We start from the raw sequence: 18,234 nt of genomic DNA, 5'->3' as shown, positions 1-18,234 counted from the left end.
CCAAGTCATTGTAATAAAAATAAGCCCCATAATAACTTCACGTAAGAGACTACAGAATTGCCGGCTCGCTCACATCTCTACGTTCACCTCACCAGGGAAGCCTTAGTGAAAAACATCGGTACAGTAAGTTCGAAAGTGGTAACGTCTACGGCGAAAAAGGAAACGATAATTACCCGATGGTTATAGCAAGTCTGCAAATTAAACAAAAATGAATAAAAATCGATGGTAAGTCATTTTTCCTCTTTATGAATCGACTCTTGTCAGACATAAAAAAATCCGATGCCATGTTGTGACATCGGATTCGTTTAGAAAAATCGACCGTTCATAGGGAGACACCTAACCGAACGGCGATTTGTAACGTCGCTCAGTCTACTGAACGACTAAAAGTGAGTTAATTAAAACTCAATGCCTGCGCTTAGCTGAACATAGCGAGGTGTTTGATACGACGTTGCAGCCATGAAACGCGGGTTAGTATCACCCGGGAAACTTAGCTCAGCAGTCTCGTTTCGTCTTTGTACAGAAGATGCGTTCAGCACATTAAATACATCAGCTCTCAACGTAACCACTGTCTCGTAGAAATCCATGTTGTACGTGGCGTTCAAATCAAGACGTGGTGTCCAGTCTGTGCGTCCGAAGTTACCGCGAGGGAACCTGGTGTACTCGTTTGCCATTTCTTCGTCGGTACAGTTCGCGTTACACACATAGAATGTATCACCATATGAAGGTACGCCATTAGGGTGACCAACACCAAACGCATTCAGAGGACGGCCTGATGACAGGATGAAGTTTGCACCCAGTGTCAGGTTGTCCGTCATGGCATACGCACCATACGCTTTAAAGGTATGACGACGGTCGTTCGGCAGGTAGCCATACGCGCCATCCATCAGATCGGCAAAGTCGAAATCCTGTGTAATACCCGCATCATCCTGTGCGTTATCAGATTTCACCAGACCTTCCGTATTACCGTAGCTTTGCGCCCAGGTATAAGAGGCGTTAAATGACCATTGTCCGTCCCAAACACGCGCCAGGGTTAATTCAACCGCATTGTACTTACGCTCACCCTCAGGGAAGCCAATTGACGCTAAATCAATATCAATAGCTTCATCTACAGCACCATCATCGGCACAGTCAGTATCAGCGAAGATAGTAGCTGTTTTGCCTGGGTTACCCAGAACATATGATGACGCATGACATCCGAACGTATCATCCAGGTAAGACTCAATTGACATATCATCGATTGCGCCGTTCAGCTCACGACGAATACCACGGATACCCCAGCTCCAGTTTTCAGCAAATACCGCTTCATAACCAAGGATGAATTCATCTTGATACATAGGATCCAGGTCCTGATCAACGATACTGCGTGTATCAGGCACTGAGCCGTTCGCATTCACGCGAGGATCGCCAATTTGCTCGCCTTTTTCATAATCAAGATATTCACTGCCATTGAACTGCTCAATAGAAGTGCCTACCAACGGATAATACGTTGTCACATCGTACTCATTACCTGACATACGAACGTTAGTATTACTGGCCACCGGGAGGAAGTAACGACCGACGTTAGCAAAGACTTTGGACTCGCCATCACCGTTAATATCGTAAGACAGACCTAAGCGTGGCGCCCACATGTTGTCAATCTCAACAAATGTATCGCCGGCACTGTTCATGTTGTCGAAAGTGTCGTAGCGCAAGCCAATAGTCGCTGTCAGGTTGTAAGTAATACTCCAGATGTCTTCAACATAAAACGCGCTGTTTTCTGTTTCGAAGCTGCCCGATACAGTGCGCACGCGCTCTTCTACATACTGATTTACGCCTGCAGGGATGGATGAACCATTATCCAGTTCAGCGCCTGGTGTGCCGTCGCGAAGATAAACAAACTTACCATCCGGGCCCGAATAGCCTTCCAGTGCATTTGATGTGTTGGTTTCCGTGTCATAACCAAAACGCAGCAGGTGATCGCCCACGTACCATTCGAAATCGATACGCATCGCTTCACGCTCATCCTGACCTTCTTCTACGAGATAGGCCGGGCTACCGATACAACCAGCGAAGCGCCCGATTGGAGCATCTTCTCGCAGGTCGTAGTGAAAGTTACACTCGCTTTGCACATTACTTCTTGAGGTAATGTCATATTTATTTTTACCGTAAAGGGCTTTGACGGTAAGGCTGTCTGTCAGGTATCCGGTATACGTTAGTGACCAGTTGTCACCACCATTTTCTTCGTAGCCTGTTGACTGATAAGTCTTCTCACCGGTTTCCAGGTCGTTGGTGAAGTTGTCAGTGACAACGGTGTTGGAGTCAGAGAACGCCAGTAATTCCAGCTTATGGTCTTCGTTGATGATCCAATCAATTTTACCACCATAGAAGGCATCGTCTGAACTTGAATCAAAGAAGTTACTACCTTCACCGGTTGTTCCTTCGTTACTGATGTCACGTGGATTATAAATACCATAAAAGAACAGAGTATCTTCAATGAATGCACCTGAAACCCAGATATTGCCTTCCATCTCACTTCTTTCATCAAGACGGTTTACGATATAAGCACTACCGTCAGACAGGTAAGTATCAGGGCTCTGTTCTCTTAAGCTTTCAGGCTGGTAATAAACGTTGGCGCCCATTTTAAATTCGTTGGTACCGCTTTTGGTAACAGCATTAATGACACCACCGGTTGAACGACCAAATTCAGCAGAATAACCACCCGTTTTTACTTCAAACTGTTTATAGAACTCAAAAGGCACATTAGAGAAGCCTGTACCTGTTCTGAAGTTTGTTACATTCAGACCATTGATATAAACAGCGTTTTCAGCAACAGAAGAACCGCCAAAAGATGCAAGGTTTCCATTGTTACCAAAACGGTTGTCACCAGCCGTAGTACTGGGCGCAAGCAATGCTACTGAAGTTGCGTTTCTGGGAACGGGAATACGGTCAATTTCAACTTCACCGATGTTCAGTGATGTACCTGAAGAACGCATATCAATCATTGAGATTGAAGAACCTGAGACTTCGATTCGCTCGACATCTGACGCTAAGCCAACGGTTAGCTGACGTGAACCGCCAGCGCTGATAGAAAACTCTTCAGACTGGTTCTGCGAATAACCTGGAGCATTAGCTGAAATCGTATAGCGGCCGATCGGCAATGCTGGAAATCTGTAGCGGCCTTCTTCATCCACCTCTACGGTTCTTGTATAACCCGTTTCAACATTGCGAATAGTAACGCTTGCCGCATCGACTGCCTGTTTAGAGGAACTAACAACCTGGCCTGACACAGCCCCTGTTGTACTTTGCGCCATGGCTGGCGACATTGTTCCAAACGCAGCAGTAACAGCTACTGCTGCAATTGTGCGCTTGAATATATTGTTTTTGAAATTGACCATAACCTTTCCTGGATTATTAGTTATTATTTATATTTATCTAATTATTTTTGGTTGCTTATTGTCAGCAAAGCTAAATACAAACAACCTCACACAAATAATATTTTTATTATTTAAAAAATGTTATTTGATATGAACTTTTCGCCCACATACTAATCAAACAAATTAAATTAGGTCAATGTTTATAAATTTACTAAGTTTATTTAAAACTACTTATATACCAGAAAATCACGTCTATTTTTTACACTTTCCTCAACTCATCGACAAAAACTAACAAGTCACCTTAATCTTTTAACTCAAGATTGAATAAAAAAAGTTATATAGAAATTTATTTATCTGCACTTTTAAACATCAATTTTTTGGCTCTGTTCAAAAAACAAACTTCATTGGAAACGTGGTACCCGTTGTTTGATATGTAAACATGCAACTTAGACAGACTCCCCAGTTTTTTTGTGATATCAAAAGACACAAAGCCTGTCGCAGCTCAGCTATACGATTTGCCATCAGTGTATTAAAAGAGTCTGGAACGCTCCAAACGTCAAACGCCCTGACATTTAAATACGTGCATCACATAAAAAATAAAGAATTTAAATTAATCTAATAGAAAAGTACTAACTGAAAACTAGCGGAGTAAATAACTATTTGTAAATAGCCTTATCAAAACAGCATATCGTTTACCAGGCAACAATAAAGCTTGTCTTAAAGCTAATTATAAACAAAGTTAAATATAAAAAATCGCTTACTTATCCAACAACACGTTGAACGCCGCACAAATTCACATCATCTGTGTGTATAATTATATAAAATAAAAGCTATCAATATCATTTGAATGAAACTTAAACAATTGTTTACTTAATATGGTTTAGTTCTCTATTGGAAGGCATAAAATCTGTATCGCTATACATTTAACCAATCGATAGCATCAGACTCACACTCAAAGTATTTAACTTCACCCGAAATAAACCACCTGCCAACTTTCGACAGCGTTTCCTGCCAGGGCTTGTTACCGTAGATGGCTATTTTTTTAAATTCACTGCCATGTCGTAAACCAAGCCGGAAGTCGTCCCAGGCTGCTCGTAATTCCCAACCATCAAGCTCGGTACCATCTATAAGCGCTTTCACTTTTGGCGACTCAACCCCTCTTAATGCAGAATTTATGATCGGGGTAATCACTTCATAATCCTGGTGAGTCAACGTGCCCTGCGCTTTTAATGACAGGAAAAATTCGTCACCCACCCGATCAATCCCTACGGTAATCCCATGCTTTTTAATATTCATAAGCTTTCTCCAATTTAAAATTTAGTTCAGGTGGCAGAGCAAAATCAGTAGCGTGGCGCGTCTACGCACCTGGCTGTGGTTACCGGTATTCAAGGCAAAATTAGCAGGGCGCTACTTACATAACCCATTACTTAAGTATAGACGACAGCCTTGCGACAGCGCGTGCAACAGGCCTTACCCATAAGATTACAGACCACTGTAAACTGGTCGTTATATCTTGGTGATTTAGAGATAGGTCTAAAAAAGCGTCAGCGATTAAATTTACGACTAACGGCCTATTTATATAAGAATTCTATGCCCCTTCCTTCCGCACTCAGGAATTTTGCGCTAGTCTTAGCGGGCATAAAATAAAGGTAGCGAATTTATTCGCTGTGCCGATAACAATGACACTGTTTTGCATCTTCGCACGCAGTGCATACAACAACGTGTCTTCAAGTGGTAAAAGGATAACTGTCATGCAAACTTCGATGCCAATGGCCCTGTATCGAAACTTCTTGGGCCATGCGCCCGACTGGTATAAAAAGGCCATTATCGCCTGTCTTATTGCCAACCCCTTCATCTTTATGTTTGACAGCTACCTGGCAGGCTGGGTACTGGTCATTCAGTTTATCTTTACGCTGGCTATGGCATTAAAGTGTTACCCGCTGCAGCCCGGCGGCCTGCTGCTTATTGAAGCTATGTTTATCGGCATGACCTCCCCCGAGCATATGTTGCACGAGATAGAGGTGAACCTGGAAGTTATTCTGCTACTGGTATTTATGGTAGCCGGTATCTTCTTTATGAAAGATTTACTTTTATACCTGTTTACTAAACTGGTTATTAAAGTACGTAATAAACTAATACTCTCCCTGGCGTTTATTACTGCTTCTGCGTTTCTTTCTGCATTCCTTGATGCGCTTACCGTTGTGGCGGTTATCATCAGCGTAGGGCTGGGTTTTTATACCATTTATCATAAAGTTGCGTCGGGCAAAGAGTTTCATCATGACCATGACCACACATCCGATGATGGTGTGCACGATTTGGGTAAAAATGATCTGGAAGACTTCCGCGCATTCCTGCGCAACCTAATGATGCACTCTGCTGTAGGGACGGCATTAGGCGGCGTAATGACAATGGTGGGCGAACCGCAAAACCTGATCATTGCCGATAAAGCAGGCTGGAGCTTCCTGGAATTCTTTATCCGTATGTCACCTATTACCCTGCCTGTATTTTTCTTTGGTCTGTTGACCACAATTATTCTGGAAAAAACCAAACTGTTCACCTATGGCGCCCAGCTTCCTGTTGCTGTACGCGATATCCTGGTGGAATACGATAAGCACACAGACCAGGAGCGTACTAAGCGTGATACCGCACGCCTTGCTGTGCAAGCGCTTATCGGTGTTTGGCTAATCGTCGGTCTTGCCGGTCACTTTGCCTCAGTAGGTCTGATTGGTCTGTCGGTTATTATCCTTGCTACGTCTATGAGCGGAATTATTGAAGAGCACGCATTAGGTAAAGCGTTTGAAGAGGCGTTGCCCTTCACAGCGCTGCTGTGTGTATTTTTTGGTGTGGTAGCAGTTATTATCGACCAGGGCCTGTTTCAGCCTGTTATTCAGTGGGTACTTAGCTTCGAGGGCAAAACCCAGCTAGTCATGTTTTATCTGGCTAACGGCGTGCTGTCGATGGTGTCAGATAACGTATTTGTCGGCTCTGTCTACATTACAGAAGTAACAGCCGCTCTTAAGGAAGGCCAGATTACCCGTGACCAGTTTGATTTACTGGCAGTAGCAATCAATACCGGTACAAACCTGCCTAGCGTGGCAACGCCGAATGGCCAGGCAGCATTCTTGTTCCTGCTGACTTCGGCTATTGCACCACTGCTGAGACTTTCTTATGGCAAAATGGTACTGATGGCACTGCCTTACACGATTGTACTGACAATTGTCGGCTTACTGGCAACCTATTATGGCCTGCTCGATGCAACACAGTTTCTTTATGATGCACATCTGATTGAACATCACACGGGTGCCGTGCCAGGTGACTCAGGCCACTAATTGCGTATAGACGGTAGATACTAATGATTCGATTATTCAGTCAACTGGCCGACAAAAAGTCGGCCTGGTTTTTCCTGTTTTTTTCTGCGCTGGCATTACAAGTTGTGGCGCTTTACTTTCAGTATGGAATGAACCTTCAGCCTTGCATCATGTGCATTTATCAGCGCACGGCAATGTACGGCATCTTGCTGGCGGGCCTGATAGTACTTATCAAAAATAACGTGCTTACGCGTGTAATTGGTTTTGCAGGCTGGGCTGTTTCTGCCGGCTGGGGCTTTATAATTGCGCGTGAACATGTAGAAATACTGAACGCCAAGAACCCGTTCTTTGCCAGTTGTGAGATTGTGCCCAACTTCCCCTCGTTTATGCCTTTACATGAGTGGCTTCCGGCTATATTCGCTGCCAAAGGTAGCTGCACAGAAGATAGCTGGCAATTTATGTCAATGGGCATGGCAGATTGGATGTCAGTAATCTTTGCCGCTTATTTTGTCGTATTCGTTATAGTCTTTGTATGTCGGATAGTGGATAAAAAACGCATTTGAGCGACCTGATTACTCTGCCCTCCCGTTTGCCGGTAGCGCCTTCCGATTACGGTGATATAAGCGTTTCCCGGCTGGGCCTGAAACATCTTGATAGCCTCTGTGAAGCATGCAGAGCCTCCGCCAGCCATGTACGCCCATGGCTGGGCAACTCCTTATGCCCGATTACGCCGACGGCCACCCGGCAATGTATTGAAGAAATGGAAAAAAAGCGCACTTCCGGCTATGGCATCACTTACCTGTTAATGAGTGGCGCGACCTGTCTGGGAATGGGCATCATCAATTACATTCACCCATTACATGCCAATGCAAATCTTGGTTACTGGATAAGGCCTGAAGCCTGTGGAAACGGACTCGCCGTTAATCTTTGCCAAAGTTTAGCCAAGCTGGCGTTTTCACAGATCAATTTGCAGCGACTTGAGTTATTTGTTGAGCCTGGCAACAAAGCCAGTATACGCGTGGCAGATAAACTTGGCGCACAGCGTGAAGGATTATGCAGAAAGCGGGTATTCGGGCGAGACGCCTATCTCTATGCGCTGCTGAGTGAATAAGCGCGTAAGCCCTGAAACAATGTCCAGGGTTAATCCAGGTCTTCAACCGGCCAGATGGCGATATAGTCTTCAAATGCCTCTAAGTCGACATCATTTTCAAATACGGTCTTTCCTCTGACCGACATGCCTTTTTGATGCATGACAGACTTTTTGCCTTTATTTAGCAAAGGGTGCCATGAAGGCAGCCCTCGCCCTTCATGAAGTCTTCGGTAGCTGCAACTCGGCGGCATGAAGAAGATATCTTTCAGATTTTCTTTGGTCAGCTTAACACAGTCAGGCACAAGCTCTGTGCGACGCTCATACTGGCTACAGCTGCAAGTTTTAGTATTGAGTAAGGTGCAGACGATATTGGTATAGTGAATTTCTTCTTCCGGGTGCGCTTCGTCAGTACTTATTTGTGCTTCAGCATCGTCGTCTTCGATAAATTTATGCAGGCAACACTTTGCACAACCATCACACAGCGATTCCCATTCCTTATCGCTCATTTCATCCAGTGTTTTGGTTTCCCAGAACTTCTCACTCATACTGCTACAACATTTGTCTGAATTAAAAAATGGCCGTCAAGTGCAGCCTCAATATTATCGCCATGCGCCAGAGCTGCTACACCGCTAGGTGTACCGGTAAGAACAATATCACCGCTTTCAAGGGTAAAGGATTCAGAGATTTCAGCCACCAGCGAGCAAATCCCGCGCATCATATCCTTAGTATGCCCCAGTTGTCGATTCTCATCGTTTACACGTAATGAAAAACGAATATCCTGAAAGTCAGGTATTTGCGATGCGGGGATAAAACCTGAAACCGGGCAGCTTGCATCAAATGCTTTCGCGCGTTCCCAGGGGTGTCCCTGCTTTTTTAAATTCGCCTGAACATCGCGAAGCGTAAGATCAAGCCCTAGTCCAACACCCCATATGGCCGCCTCGGCAGCGTCTTCATCTGCATTACACAAACGATCCTTGATCAGTACGGCAATTTCTATCTCGTTATGACACTCGCCTTTATCCGCCGGGATTTTCACCGGATTATACATGGGCGTTAAAGCGGTCACCGGCTTCATAAAGAACATTGCCTGTTCGCTAACCTGGGCATTCATTTCTTTAACATGGTCAAGATAATTACGCCCAACACAGACCACTTTGCCTACGGGCAGGTCTATGGGTAATTCGAGATTGTCCAGGTGGCGATACATATCACTGTCCTTTTTTTATGCGATCTGAAAGGTAACCAACCGACACGCCAAAATATTGTGACCGGTTCCATTTCATGAGTGTATGAAAGTTAGTATAGACAAGATAAATGCGCCCATCGAGACCGTCAGGTTTGATAAGCGAAGCCTTGACCGGGACCTGCGGCAGTGCGGAGCCATCGTACTTACGCACGCCCTTGCCCTGCCACCATGACAAATCACGAAATACATCAAGACCTGCATCCTGCCCCTGGTAGCCCTGATGTAATGTCACCTGTCTGCCCCACGTAACATTATTGTTCCACCCTTCCTGTTTCAGGTAATTCGCAATGGAGGCAAACACATCAGCCTTTGACTGCCAGATATCTTTTCTGCCATCCTTGTCGTAATCAACTGCGTAGGTAAGAAATGATGTCGGCATGAACTGACTTTGCCCCATCGCTCCGGCCCAGGAGCCTGCAAATTCGCTGCGTGAAATATGACCTTCAGATAAAATCTTAAGTGCGGCAAAAAATTGCTTTTTAAACAGCGTTTCACGCCGCCCCTCAAAGGCAAGAGAACTCAGCGCGGACAGCACATCATGATTGCCCTGAATTTTGCCAAAATTAGACTCATTTCCCCACAGCGCAACAATAAACCGCGGCTGAACACCGTATTCCCGGCTAATTTCATCCAGCAGGGTTTTATTGTCGTTAAGAAGTGTTACTGCCTGGGCCACTTTCCAATCAGGTACACGGGTGGCCAGATAAGTATCCAGCGTGATTTTTTTCTCGGGCTGATTCTTATCAGCTTTGACCACTGTGGGACGAAACGTAATGTCTTCAAACATTTCATCAAGCCAACGGCGTTCGAACCCTTTCGCCTCAGCCTCCTTCTTCAGCCCGTCAACATACTTTAAAAAGGCCGCTTCACCAGAGGCTGCGTCATTGCTGTACGCTGAGAGACTAGTAAGCAATGAACAAAAAAGAACGAACAGGGAGATTGCTTTAATCAAAACTTCTTCGCCTCTTCACGGGGAGACAGCCCTTTTGCAACCCGAAACTCTGCCAGCCAGTCTTCCTGTTTCGGCGGCATCTGCAGATAATAGCCCTTTTCTTCAAGCGCTTCTGCCAGTGCATCTTTAGAAATAGTGCCAATTTGCTCATGCTTGTCCAACGCCAGCATCATCGCCAGCTCCGGCTTACCAAACTGCGCCATCAATACATCGGGTACCGCCTCAAAATTATCGCGGTTTTGGACGTACAGATACATACCCTCTTTTTTCTTTGTTTTATAAACAGCACACAACATACATCAGGTCTCTTTGTCAGGGCCAATAACACTTTCGATTGCGGCATTAAACAAGGGAGCACGCCAGCCAGTCAACAGATCAGGCATTAAACCCTGAACCTGCATCTCATCCAGGTCGAACCAATACCATTTCAGTACCTGGTTGAGCTGTTTTTTAGATGCTACGACTTCAACCGGCACCTCGTGATGCTTTGCGATTTCATCTGCAGCACTTTTTAGCTGTCCCAGAATTTTTTTGTAAGCAGGAAAGTCGACCAGACGCTGCGCCCGTGGCAGGTGTTTGTCTTCTGGCAGGTCATTATATTCCTCCCTGGCCCGCTGCACGATTTCCAGCAGCGTATCACCGTATCGACGCATGGTGGGTGCGATCATGCCAGATACATTCGTCAGCTCATACCGGTTGTCGGGTAAACGATGAGCAATTTCAAACATCAGCGACTCTTTAAGCACAAAGTTAAGCGCCAAATCCTTCTTTCGGGCCATGCCAATACGCCAGGCTGCAAGTTGCTGCAATACGGTCAGCTGCTCAATGCTCAATCGCCAGTTATTTTTTACCGGCAAATAGGCAAATTCAGGCGGCAGGTTCGCTGCTTTTTTTGCTGCCAGCGTTTTCATTTCATCGAAAACCCAACTCAGTACGCCTTTTTCAACAATTTGCTTATTGAGCATTTCGTATACTGGCAACAAATACAACACATCATTGGCCGCATAATGTAATTGTTTTTCACTTAAGGGACGCGCCAGCCAGTCTGTTCTGGACTCGCCCTTATCAAGCTGAACATTACTGAGCATTTCCACCAGTCTGGCATAGCCAAGTGTCGGACCTATATTCAATACCGAAGCGGCAAACTGTGTATCGAAAATGGGCGATGGGACACAGTCAAATGCGGTTAGAAATGCCTCAAGATCTTCTGAGCACGAGTGCAATACCTTTACCACATTTTCATTGAGCATAAGCTCAACAAACGGCGTCATATTCTTGATTTGAAGCGGATCGATAAGCACCAATTGCTCGCCATCATAAAGCTGCAACAAGCCTAGTTGTGGAGTAAGCGTCCGGGTTCGGACAAACTCGGTATCCAGCGCGACAGCATCATGTAACTGCGCATTTTTACAAACATTCTTCAGCTGTTCGCTGGTGGTAATTAACTGATATTCCATAATCCAAAAAAACAGCCGGCAAATGCCGGCTGTCCCTTAATTGTTTACGCGCCAGGTGTAGTGGCGTAATGCCTGAGTTTAATCACGTAACTCGCGACGCAGGATTTTACCGACGTTTGTTTTCGGCAATTCCTCTTTAAAGACTACACGCTTTGGCACCTTATAACCGGTCAGATGATCCCGGCAATGGCTGATAACTTCTTCTTCGGTAAGAGACTCGTCGTTCCTGACCACAAAAAGTTTTACCACTTCACCACTGACTTCATGGTCCTCGCCAATTGCTGCAGCTTCAACAATTTTATCATGCATCGCTGCCACTTCTTCAATTTCATTCGGGAAGACGTTGAAGCCCGATACCAGAATCATATCTTTTTTACGGTCAACAATATAGAAGTAACCTTCTTCATCAACTTCTGCAATATCACCGGTGGCCAGCCAGCCATCTTTAAGGATTTCGTCGGTTGCTTCCTGCCGGTTAAGATAACCACGCATAACCTGAGGGCCTTTCACCCACATTTCGCCTGGTTCACCCGCTTTAACTTCATTGCCCTCTTCGTCCAACAGCTTAATGTCAGTGGATGGCACGGGCAGACCGATACTTCCCTTGTACTCACTGATTTGAGGTGGCGTTACCGCCACAACGGGTGAGCACTCGGTTAAGCCATAACCTTCCAACAATACTGTGTTAGTAACCTTCTGCCATTTTTCAGCAACAGGACGCTGCACGGCCATACCGCCCCCCAGACCAAACTTAAAATTAGAAAAGTCCAGTTCGTCAAATCCGGGAGTGTTCAGAAGCCCGTTAAATAAGGTATTTACGCCCGGTAAAATAGCAAATGGATATTTGCTCAGTTCCTTAACAAAACCGTTCATATCTCTTGGGTTCGTGATCAAAAGATTCGGACAGCCATATTTAAGGAACAACAGGCCGTTCGCGAGCAGCGCGAAGATGTGATACAGCGGAAGTGCCGTAACTACCAGGTCTTTACCTTTCTCGATCACGGTTTCCAATATGCCGGAAACCTGTTCAAGGTTAGCAATCATATTTCGATGCGTAAGCATTGCGCCTTTGGATACGCCAGTCGTACCACCGGTATATTGTAAAAAGGCTAAGTCTTCGCCGGATATGTCAGGGCGCGAGAAGCTCTCTTTCTCGCCACGCTTCAGCGCATCTTTAAATGATGTGGCTTCAGGTAAACTGAAGGAAGGCACCATCTTTTTAACGTGCTTAACAGCAAAGTTCACTATCCATCGCTTTGGTGCCGGTAACATATCGCCCAGGGATGTCAGCAGGATTTGCTCTACCGGGGTATCTTTAAGGACATTTTCAAGCGTACAGGCAAAGTTCTCAACAATAACAATCGCTTTGGCGTTGGAATCAGTCAGCTGGTGCTTCAGTTCGCGGGCGGTATACAGTGGGTTTACGTTAACAACAACCATGCCGGCGCGTAATATACCAAACATTGCGACAGGGTATTGCAGCAAGTTAGGCATCATAATCGCAACAGCGTCACCACGCTTTAAGCCACTATTTTGTAAATAGGCAGCAAAATTTTTGGTTTGCTCATCGAGTTCGTTAAAACTCATTGAATGGCCCATATTGATATAGGCCGTCTGATCACCGAATTGCTTTACAGATTGTTCGAAAATGTCGACAACAGATGAATAGCGGTCCGGATCGATGTCTGCAGAGACCCGTGGGTCATAATGCTCAAGCCAGGTTTTCTCCACAAAACCTCCTACTTATTATTCTTTTACCTTCCAAGCAGACTGGGTCGTACAAGATATACCCAACTGGTCAGATTACTTGCGCATATACTATCGGAACCGAGCGTAAAGATAAATGACCACGTTTACAATTGTTCAACAAAGTCGCGGATTGCAGCGCCTACTTCTTCTGGCTTTTCCATGTGAATGTGATGACCGCCTACAAATTGTTCACAATTAGCACGACTGAACCAGCTCTGACGGGTCTCGAACGCATCTGAAACTTTTTTGAAACTGTCTGACGCTGCGATAAAAAGCACCGGGCAACGAATATTTTCCATCAAAGCTTTAGCCTGGCCGTCGGTCAGGCGAATAGAAGAGCGTGTACGAAGCTTAGGATCACTGGCCCAGAAATAATGTCCGCCAGCATCCTGCGTTAAATTGCGCAATAAAATGGTGCGGGCGTGTTCTTCACTGATATCGGTGATTTCGCAACGGGCTTTAACAGCCTGCTCAAGCTCAACCACACGTAACCTGTTGCGCGTTTTACGCCAGCGGCTTTCCACCGAGTCTCTTATTTGCTTAGCAGTGGTTTCTTCTGGCTCTGTTAACGGGCCGCAGGCATCAATACTTACAACACCCCGTACTTTTTCGGGAAATACTGCTGCATAAATCGTCGCGACAATTCCGCCCAGAGAGTGACCTATCAAACTGAACTTTTCTATACCCTGCTCCTGGACCATGGCGTGCAAATCCTGCACATAATCCAGTAGGTTATAATGGGTGCCGTGAGGTCGATGTGATGAATTGCCATGGCCGGCGAAGTCGAGGGCGATGTAGTGGTAATTGTGGAGAAAAGGTGCCAATCCTTCCATGCTGGCTGCATTATCAAGAAACCCGTGAAGACCGATGATGATCTCCCCGCTTCCCTGATTGTCCAGCGCTGTCATAGTAATGGGGCCGGCCTGAAACTCGGTTTGAAGCATAACCTGTCCTGTTTTGATCGATAATTACAGGCAATTTTTTGCCGGCAGGCGGCAATAGCGAGCCGCAGCTGCCGGCATCATACTGCCTATCTTTTTTCGGGTTGCGCACCGCCTTTGACGGGGCGTCTTGTGGGTAGTGCATCATTTTTTACACGCTGAAGCTGACTACCGCCTCGGCTTACCCGTGGCTGCTGTCTGGAAGGCTGTGTAAGTGAAGGTTTAAAACCCCGTGACTCGATAACCCGTACCCGAGAGCTGGGTAACCCCCATCCGGGACCATAACCCCAACCGGCGCCGTATCCCCAACCCGCAAACGGTGAGTAGCGATAATAGAACGGCGAGTACCAGCCAGTACCGTAATGAAAATAAAGTGGGGATATATCGTAGGTAGTGACTTCTCGCCACAAATGGTAGTTTTTGGCTTTGATTAGCGGATACGTATAAGGCTGTTCACCCACCATCCCGGCAACCGGTTCAGCCACCTCACCGACAAACGTTACAGACCGCCCTTTTTCAAACATGATCGGGTCGACGAAACCATCAATCTGTACTTTAAAACGCCCGATAGTGTCATCAGACGTATTAGGCCGACCATAATGGTTTAGCGGAAAATGAACAATTTCTACAAATGTCTGCTGAGGTTTGTTTTCAACCTCAACAATTACCCCTCCCCAGCGTGCTGGTTGCCCAACTGAAGCAGCACTATTGGTCGCTGCCTGTTTATAGCCGACTAACGCCTTTTCATTTGCCACATCAATGTCATCCGGCACGATGGCGCAACCCGCAGAAATAAATATAAGCGAAAGAACTGTGAATGCTCGCAGAAACATAAACCCCCCCAAACAAAAGCATAATATCCCTTACGATATTATCTTACTGGTGGATGAATGAAAGCTGAATAAAAAGAAGAGAGGTATTTCAGGCGTAAAGATCCACGCCCATCATGTCGCGAATGGCTTCGCGTTTTTGTTCCCGCTCGAAGCTCATGTACTCTGTGACAGCGTGCTGCGCTTTGCCCAGAGGCTGATCATAAATTGCTTCAGAGTGGAAGCGATGTGCCTTATTGAGCGTATCTTCTGAAGCAGCCATGCGCACAAACGCAGGCACGGCAGCCGGCTCAATTGTATGGGGCTTTTTTCCTGACTGAGATTCAACCGGCTCAGGCCTGACCGTTCGCGAGCGATCCTGAGGTTGAACAATAGAAAGCGAAGAATGAATTTCCATAGAAAATAAATTAAATAAGCCAGCCCGTTATCTGTAATATGTGTGGCATGCCTTCACGTAAGATACACTTGCGAAACGCCACAATTCATTTCAAACGATCAAAAAATTGCAAAAAATGTGCCTTATCACTCACGTCCCGGCAATTTTTTCCAGGTCACTTTATCGCGAAGATAAATAGGCATCACCGACATCGCATCCTGCGTATTACCGGCCGCAAACTCAGGAGCAGCCAACGACAGCATATGACGCGCATGAGGATAAAGGATCTGCGTTTTGACAATATTGTCATCAGCACGATTAAGCGCTTCGTAAGCTTGCCAGCCGGTGCCAACTGCGTGGAAAGAGGTTTCAGGCAGCATTGATGCGGCAATATCCGGCGCGCATACCTGTTCGCCGCCTGAACTCACAGCCAGGCCATCTTGTGCCGAGAACTGGCCGAAATAAACTTCGCTCATTCGCGCATCAATCGCACTGACCACCGTCTGTGCGTTTTCATCGGTAATAGCTTGCTGCGCCATTGCTGCTAGTGTACTTACCCCCACTACCGGCAATTGTGCACCAAACGCGAGACCTTGGACCATTCCTGTCGCAATTCTTACCCCGGTAAAGCTGCCGGGTCCCCGGCCAAATACCAGCCCGTCCAGTTGTTTTAGTGATAAGCCGGCTTCACCGAGCACCTCGTCTACCATAGGCAATAGCTTTTGACTGTGTTGCTGCGGACACACCTCAAACCGGTCAATTATCTCATCGTTGTATTGCACCGCAACAGACAGCGCCTCAGTGGCAGTATCAATGGCAAGTATTCTCATTTATCTATCACTTCTACTCTATTTCAGACAGGAACGCTTCTACCTCGCCGATACTTCGGGTACGACGCATATCAGGCAAGCTGGCGAGAAATGTTTTTGCATAGGGTTTGGTGACCAGGCGGTTGTCGCAAATCACCAGCACGCCCTTGTCGCCCGGGTCACGGATCAGGCGTCCGGCTCCCTGTTTCAGGGTAATAACCGCCTGGGGGATTTGTATGGCTGCAAAGGGATTGGCCCCCCGCTTTTTAACATCTTCCATACGCGCCTGTAGTAACGGATCATCGGGCGAGGCAAAAGGCAGTTTGTCAATCATAACACAGACCAGGTCGCTTCCACGTACATCAACACCTTCCCAGAACGCGCCGGTGCCCAGTAATACAGCTTTTTCATCAGCCAGGTACTCAGCCAGCAGCGCCTGTTTGGTTGTTGTTCCTTGTACAAGTAGCGGGTTGTCGACTTCATCAGCCAGTTTGCCGGCAATCTCTTTTAGCATGGCATGGCTGGTAAATAACAAAAAGCAGCGACCACGGCTGGCTTTTATTAAGGACTTCGCCGTTTCCAAAAGTGTTTGTTTTAACTGAAAACTGTTGGGTTCCGGTAAATAGCGGGGCACGCACAATACCGCCTGCTTTTGATAATCAAACGGACTGTCCAGACCCAGCGTTGTGGCATCTTCCAACCCCATGCGGCGCTGAAAATGCTCAAAGCCATCGTCAACCATCAGCGTTGCCGAGGTAAAGACCCAACCACGTGGAGGATCGCTGATAAAACGCCGGAACTTTACTGCAATGGAAAGCGGCGTTAAATGCAAAACCAGATGTCGCGGACTGGTTTCATACCATAAGCTCACCCCGGTCTGTGTGGTATTCCTGAAGGCATCAAGCTGTTCGCGAGCCTGAACAATTCGCTCGTACAGATTATCAAGATCCTTATCACGGCCAATATTCAGCTTACACACTTCATGTAAAACCCCCAGCGCATCGGCCAGGCGACTTATCTGAGTCTGCACATCCTCGCGCTCCATTGCTTCCACCCAGTTGCCTCGCTGAGGCGTTTCAGGAAAAAGCAGGCGCAGGTCAGCAGCCACGATACGACACTTGTCCGCCGCTTTATCAAGCTGACCGGCGTCTTTAAGTACGGTTCTGAACAGCAGCGTAATATCCTTGGCCATTTCGCTGAGCTGTCGGGTGGACAGTGCCTCACCAAAATAATCACTGGCAATATCCGGGATCTGATGCGCTTCATCAAAAATTACCGCATCGGCTTCAGGCACAAGCTCGCCAAAGCCGGTGTCCTTCAGCGCCATATCAGCAAAGAAAAGATGGTGGTTCACCACAATCACATCTGCGTCCAGTGCGTTACGGCGGGCCTTCACTAAATAACAATCTTCGTAGTCCGGACAGTCCCGTCCCAGACAATTATCCACCGTCGATGTTACCAGAGGCAACACTCTGGCATCTTCGGGCAGGGTTTTCAGTTCACCCATATCACCGGTTTTGGTGGTAGTAGACCAGGTTTTTACGGCTGAAAGCTGATCCAGCGTTTCCTTTTCAAGCAAGGTGGAATTTCCGCCATGCTGCGATAACCGGTGCAAACAAAGATAATTAGCGCGCCCTTTCAAAAGCGCGGTTTTACGCAGACTTCCCAGCGCCTTTTTAACCAGCGGTAAATCACGATGGTAAAGCTGCTCCTGCAGATTTTTGGTGCCGGTAGACACGATGGCTTTGCCTTTGCCCATCAAGGCCGGAGCCAGATAGGCGAAGGTTTTGCCAGTCCCTGTCCCGGCTTCCACAATTAAACTTTGCTTTTTATCCAGTGCTGTTTTTACCGCCTTAGCCATTTCAGTCTGGGCATCACGGGGAACAAACCCATCGATAGTGCGGGCCAGCAGGCCGTCAGCAGAAAATACAGAAGAAATTGAAGGCATAGTCACCCGAACAACAGCAAAAACCGTATTATGCCAGATAATTAAAAGACATGGCGACACCCGCTGATTTTTTACCGGGCTATTTTTGATTTTTGATCGTGTTATCAGCTACGGTAAGTACAAAGTCTTAACACAAAAAGAAATATTTCTTTTATAAAAAGCAATAACAAAAGAG

At 46.5% G+C, this 18,234-nt stretch carries 16 protein-coding genes; 3 read left to right on the top strand and 13 right to left on the bottom strand.

Annotated features, from left to right (window positions below; genetic code table 11):
- Positions 1 to 395: 395 nt before the first annotated feature.
- Positions 396 to 3,374, bottom strand: coding sequence for a TonB-dependent receptor (locus tag FBQ74_RS06335; protein WP_139755876.1), 2,979 nt, complete (start codon positions 3,372 to 3,374; stop codon positions 396 to 398).
- An 894-nt stretch (positions 3,375 to 4,268) separates the two neighbouring features.
- Entirely contained in the window at positions 4,269 to 4,649 is a 381-nt protein-coding gene (locus tag FBQ74_RS06330) for a SpoIIAA family protein (protein ID WP_139755875.1), read from the bottom strand.
- A gap of 455 nt (positions 4,650 to 5,104) precedes the next feature.
- Between FBQ74_RS06330 and nhaB the strand changes: the two genes are divergently transcribed.
- The 3 genes from nhaB to FBQ74_RS06315 are packed head-to-tail and all read left to right on the top strand — an operon-like array spanning position 5,105 to position 7,772.
- Entirely contained in the window at positions 5,105 to 6,682 is a 1,578-nt protein-coding gene (gene nhaB, locus FBQ74_RS06325) for a sodium/proton antiporter NhaB (protein WP_139755874.1), read from the top strand.
- A gap of 23 nt (positions 6,683 to 6,705) precedes the next feature.
- Positions 6,706 to 7,224, top strand: coding sequence for a disulfide bond formation protein DsbB (gene dsbB / locus FBQ74_RS06320; protein ID WP_139755873.1), 519 nt, complete (start codon positions 6,706 to 6,708; stop codon positions 7,222 to 7,224).
- Complete coding sequence (locus tag FBQ74_RS06315) at positions 7,221 to 7,772, top strand: GNAT family N-acetyltransferase (RefSeq protein WP_139755872.1); 552 nt, start codon at positions 7,221 to 7,223, stop codon at positions 7,770 to 7,772. Before dsbB ends, FBQ74_RS06315 begins: the two co-directional genes overlap by 4 nt.
- A gap of 29 nt (positions 7,773 to 7,801) precedes the next feature.
- Here the strand turns inward: FBQ74_RS06315 and FBQ74_RS06310 are convergent, their stop codons facing one another.
- The 11 genes from FBQ74_RS06310 to FBQ74_RS06260 form a co-directional block, all read right to left on the bottom strand.
- Positions 7,802 to 8,296 (bottom strand): YcgN family cysteine cluster protein, encoded by a 495-nt coding sequence (locus FBQ74_RS06310; protein ID WP_139755871.1) that lies wholly within the window; start codon positions 8,294 to 8,296, stop codon positions 7,802 to 7,804.
- Positions 8,293 to 8,958 (bottom strand): fumarylacetoacetate hydrolase family protein, encoded by a 666-nt coding sequence (locus tag FBQ74_RS06305; RefSeq protein ID WP_139755870.1) that lies wholly within the window; start codon positions 8,956 to 8,958, stop codon positions 8,293 to 8,295. Before FBQ74_RS06305 ends, FBQ74_RS06310 begins: the two co-directional genes overlap by 4 nt.
- A gap of 1 nt (position 8,959) precedes the next feature.
- Positions 8,960 to 9,946 carry a lytic murein transglycosylase gene (locus FBQ74_RS06300; RefSeq protein WP_408641352.1) on the bottom strand — a complete coding sequence of 329 codons (987 nt, stop codon included), beginning with the start codon at positions 9,944 to 9,946 and terminating at the stop codon, positions 8,960 to 8,962.
- The gene (locus FBQ74_RS06295; RefSeq protein WP_139755869.1) at positions 9,946 to 10,245 is read right to left on the bottom strand and encodes a YcgL domain-containing protein; all 300 of its coding nucleotides are present in this window, start codon (positions 10,243 to 10,245) and stop codon (positions 9,946 to 9,948) included. The genes FBQ74_RS06300 and FBQ74_RS06295 overlap by 1 nt, the downstream gene beginning before the upstream one ends.
- Before the next feature lie 3 nt (positions 10,246 to 10,248).
- The gene (gene rnd, locus FBQ74_RS06290; protein WP_139755868.1) at positions 10,249 to 11,406 is read right to left on the bottom strand and encodes a ribonuclease D; all 1,158 of its coding nucleotides are present in this window, start codon (positions 11,404 to 11,406) and stop codon (positions 10,249 to 10,251) included.
- Between the two features lie 78 nt (positions 11,407 to 11,484).
- The gene (gene fadD / locus FBQ74_RS06285; protein WP_139755867.1) at positions 11,485 to 13,137 is read right to left on the bottom strand and encodes a long-chain-fatty-acid--CoA ligase FadD; all 1,653 of its coding nucleotides are present in this window, start codon (positions 13,135 to 13,137) and stop codon (positions 11,485 to 11,487) included.
- A gap of 122 nt (positions 13,138 to 13,259) precedes the next feature.
- Complete coding sequence (locus tag FBQ74_RS06280) at positions 13,260 to 14,099, bottom strand: alpha/beta fold hydrolase (RefSeq protein ID WP_139755866.1); 840 nt, start codon at positions 14,097 to 14,099, stop codon at positions 13,260 to 13,262.
- A gap of 86 nt (positions 14,100 to 14,185) precedes the next feature.
- Positions 14,186 to 14,929 carry a Slp family lipoprotein gene (locus tag FBQ74_RS06275; RefSeq protein WP_139755865.1) on the bottom strand — a complete coding sequence of 248 codons (744 nt, stop codon included), beginning with the start codon at positions 14,927 to 14,929 and terminating at the stop codon, positions 14,186 to 14,188.
- Between the two features lie 88 nt (positions 14,930 to 15,017).
- Entirely contained in the window at positions 15,018 to 15,323 is a 306-nt protein-coding gene (locus FBQ74_RS06270; protein WP_139755864.1) for a hypothetical protein, read from the bottom strand.
- 125 nt (positions 15,324 to 15,448) lie between these two features.
- Positions 15,449 to 16,132, bottom strand: a complete 684-nt coding sequence (tsaB, locus tag FBQ74_RS06265) for a tRNA (adenosine(37)-N6)-threonylcarbamoyltransferase complex dimerization subunit type 1 TsaB (RefSeq protein ID WP_139755863.1) — start codon at positions 16,130 to 16,132, stop codon at positions 15,449 to 15,451.
- A gap of 13 nt (positions 16,133 to 16,145) precedes the next feature.
- Positions 16,146 to 18,059: an ATP-dependent DNA helicase gene (locus tag FBQ74_RS06260; protein ID WP_139755862.1), complete on the bottom strand. Its 1,914-nt coding sequence runs from the start codon at positions 18,057 to 18,059 to the stop codon at positions 16,146 to 16,148.
- Positions 18,060 to 18,234 lie beyond the last annotated feature (175 nt).

The organism is Salinimonas iocasae (assembly GCF_006228385.1).
GTDB lineage: Bacteria > Pseudomonadota > Gammaproteobacteria > Enterobacterales > Alteromonadaceae > Alteromonas > Alteromonas iocasae.
This window is presented reverse-complemented; position numbering and strand designations above follow the sequence as displayed.

Bases quoted from the DNA above. Each gene is read 5' to 3' on its own strand.
- dsbB (WP_139755873.1), top strand. From the start codon at position 6,706: ATGATTCGATTATTCAGTCAACTGGCCGACAAAAAGTCGGCCTGGTTT.
- FBQ74_RS06330 (WP_139755875.1), bottom strand. From the start codon at position 4,649: ATGAATATTAAAAAGCATGGGATTACCGTAGGGATTGATCGGGTGGGT.
- rnd (WP_139755868.1), bottom strand. From the start codon at position 11,406: ATGGAATATCAGTTAATTACCACCAGCGAACAGCTGAAGAATGTTTGT.
- FBQ74_RS06295 (WP_139755869.1), bottom strand. From the start codon at position 10,245: ATGTTGTGTGCTGTTTATAAAACAAAGAAAAAAGAGGGTATGTATCTG.
- FBQ74_RS06310 (WP_139755871.1), bottom strand. From the start codon at position 8,296: ATGAGTGAGAAGTTCTGGGAAACCAAAACACTGGATGAAATGAGCGAT.
- FBQ74_RS06270 (WP_139755864.1), bottom strand. From the start codon at position 15,323: ATGGAAATTCATTCTTCGCTTTCTATTGTTCAACCTCAGGATCGCTCG.
- FBQ74_RS06305 (WP_139755870.1), bottom strand. From the start codon at position 8,958: ATGTATCGCCACCTGGACAATCTCGAATTACCCATAGACCTGCCCGTA.
- nhaB (WP_139755874.1), top strand. From the start codon at position 5,105: ATGCAAACTTCGATGCCAATGGCCCTGTATCGAAACTTCTTGGGCCAT.
- FBQ74_RS06280 (WP_139755866.1), bottom strand. From the start codon at position 14,099: ATGCTTCAAACCGAGTTTCAGGCCGGCCCCATTACTATGACAGCGCTG.
- tsaB (WP_139755863.1), bottom strand. From the start codon at position 16,132: ATGAGAATACTTGCCATTGATACTGCCACTGAGGCGCTGTCTGTTGCG.
- FBQ74_RS06260 (WP_139755862.1), bottom strand. From the start codon at position 18,059: ATGCCTTCAATTTCTTCTGTATTTTCTGCTGACGGCCTGCTGGCCCGC.
- FBQ74_RS06275 (WP_139755865.1), bottom strand. From the start codon at position 14,929: ATGTTTCTGCGAGCATTCACAGTTCTTTCGCTTATATTTATTTCTGCG.
- FBQ74_RS06335 (WP_139755876.1), bottom strand. From the start codon at position 3,374: ATGGTCAATTTCAAAAACAATATATTCAAGCGCACAATTGCAGCAGTA.